This window comes from Nocardioides sp. NPDC051685 (assembly GCF_044453405.1).
Lineage (GTDB): Bacteria > Actinomycetota > Actinomycetes > Propionibacteriales > Nocardioidaceae > Nocardioides.
This window is the reverse complement of the sequence record NZ_JBITCR010000031.1, coordinates 1-1,427: the sequence shown is the minus strand read 5'-3', so window position 1 is coordinate 1,427 and position 1,427 is coordinate 1. Positions and strand designations below refer to the sequence as shown.

Here is a 1,427-nt window from a genome sequence, read left to right as displayed (position 1 = left end):
GGCTCCTCTGACTGATCCGTGGGTCATCGTCCGGGCAGGACGGGGCGGTGGCCACCGAGGTTGAGCATGGCCAGGGCGATGAGGGCGTTAGGAGATCGGAACCCGAAGGCCATCCTGGTGATGAGCCGGATCTTGGTGTTGATCGACTCGACCAGCCCGTTGGACATGCCGTGCTCGATTGCTGCGAGGATCTCTTCGCGGTGCTTGACGATGCGGGCCTGGAGCTTGACGAATGACTCGATCCGGCAGCGTCGGGCCCACGAGATCCATCGGTCGAGTGCGTGTGCTGCTTCATCGGGTGGTAGCCGGAAGATGGTGCGCAGACCTTCCTTGAGGAGGTAGGCGCGGTAGAGCCGAGGATCGGACTTGGCGATCCATGCCAGCTTCGCCTGCTGTCTTTCGGTGAGGTTCTCGGGGTTCTTCCATAACGCGTAGCGGGCGTTCTTGAGGGTCTTGGCCTGGCCGGTAGAGACGATGAGACGACGGCCAGCGCCCCAGCCGTAGCGCTTGGTGTTTCCCGCGCGACGAGCTTGGTTCCACGCGTCGCGACGCACGGCGTCGAGGGCTTCGGTCGCCCAGCCGACGACATGGAACGGGTCGGCGCACCGCACCACCTGGTGGCACCTGCCACGCACGACATTGGTGATCCAGTCCGCGCCGTCGGCGGTGACGTGGGTGATCTGTGCGCACCTGCCTGGCCCAGAGGCTTCCAGGGCGTCGAAGAACCCCTCCAAGGTGGCACGGTCACGCCCAGGGCTGGCCCACACCAGCCGACCGGTGTCGTGATCGACAACGACCGTCAAGTACTTGTGGTGGCGCTTGTAGGAGATCTCATCGATTCCGATACGTCGCAGCCCGGCGAAGGCGTCGATCCCTTGTGCAGTGTCGGCCCACACCCGGGTGATGACCGCGCCCACGGTCCGCCACGCGATCCGCATCAGCTGCGTGATCGCCGACTTCGAGCACTGGGTCGCCAACCATGCGACTTGCTGGTCGAACGCCCGTGTGTGGCCGGCCGCGTGGCGAGCCCACGGGACCTGTCGCACCGTCGGCCCGTGGACTGGACAGTTCACCCGCGGCGCGTCGGCCTCGAGGAATACCAACGTCGAGCCGAGGTCCAGCGTCCGCCACCGTCGGCGTCCTTCGCCGCGGTCGTACCAAGGAGCTCGAGCCCCGCAAGCACCGCAGCGACCCCGCGCGCTTCGTTTCGGTCGCACGTGGGCGACCACCAACTCTTCGTCCTCGTCGAACTCGACGTCCTCGATGACGGTGTTCTCAACGCCTAACAGGACACGCCATAGGCTTGCTGACCGCACGCCGTTCCTCGTTCCATGGTGACTGACCTTCGACAAGCCAGAAACCTAGGACGGGAGCGGCGTGCGGCCGTTCAGGCGCGAGCAGGAACCCATGGAAGCGTCACAAGAGCC

1 protein-coding gene is annotated in these 1,427 nt (G+C 65.6%); it reads right to left on the bottom strand.

The genetic code is table 11. The features are described from left to right. Positions 1 to 23: 23 nt before the first annotated feature. Positions 24 to 1,316: an ISL3 family transposase gene (locus ACIA03_RS30240; RefSeq protein ID WP_396989210.1), complete on the bottom strand. Its 1,293-nt coding sequence runs from the start codon at positions 1,314 to 1,316 to the stop codon at positions 24 to 26. Positions 1,317 to 1,427 lie beyond the last annotated feature (111 nt).